The following is a 349-nucleotide window of genomic DNA, read 5'->3' as shown; positions in this document are numbered from 1 at the left end:
AGCTCAACCAGTTCCAGCAGTTGAACTCGGCGATCATTCAAGGCGTACCGATGGTCAGCCTGGGCGAAGCGCTGAAGACCGTGCAGGACATCGCCCGCGAAGAGGCACCGGAAGGTTTCGCCTTCGACTATGCCGGCGTGGCCCGCCAGTACGTGCAGGAAGGTAGCGCACTGTGGGTGACCTTTGGCCTGGCGCTGGCGATCATCTTCCTGGTCCTGGCGGCCCAGTTCGAAAGTTTCCGGGATCCGCTGGTGATCCTGGTTACGGTACCGTTGTCGATCTGCGGGGCGCTGTTGCCACTGTTCCTGGGCCTGTCGAGCATGAACATCTACACCCAGGTCGGGCTGGT

The 349-nt window shown here is 61.6% G+C and carries 1 protein-coding gene; it reads left to right on the top strand.

The features are described from left to right. Positions 1–349, top strand: a 349-nt coding sequence (locus QWI17_RS04730; RefSeq protein ID WP_302721367.1) for an efflux RND transporter permease subunit, incomplete at both ends; no start/stop codon positions are given.

The sequence above is a fragment of the Gilvimarinus gilvus genome (genome assembly GCF_030518155.1).
Taxonomy (GTDB): Bacteria; Pseudomonadota; Gammaproteobacteria; order Pseudomonadales; family Cellvibrionaceae; genus Gilvimarinus; species Gilvimarinus gilvus.
Note: the sequence above shows the minus strand (reverse complement) of the source record. Positions and strands in the feature narration are given on the sequence as shown.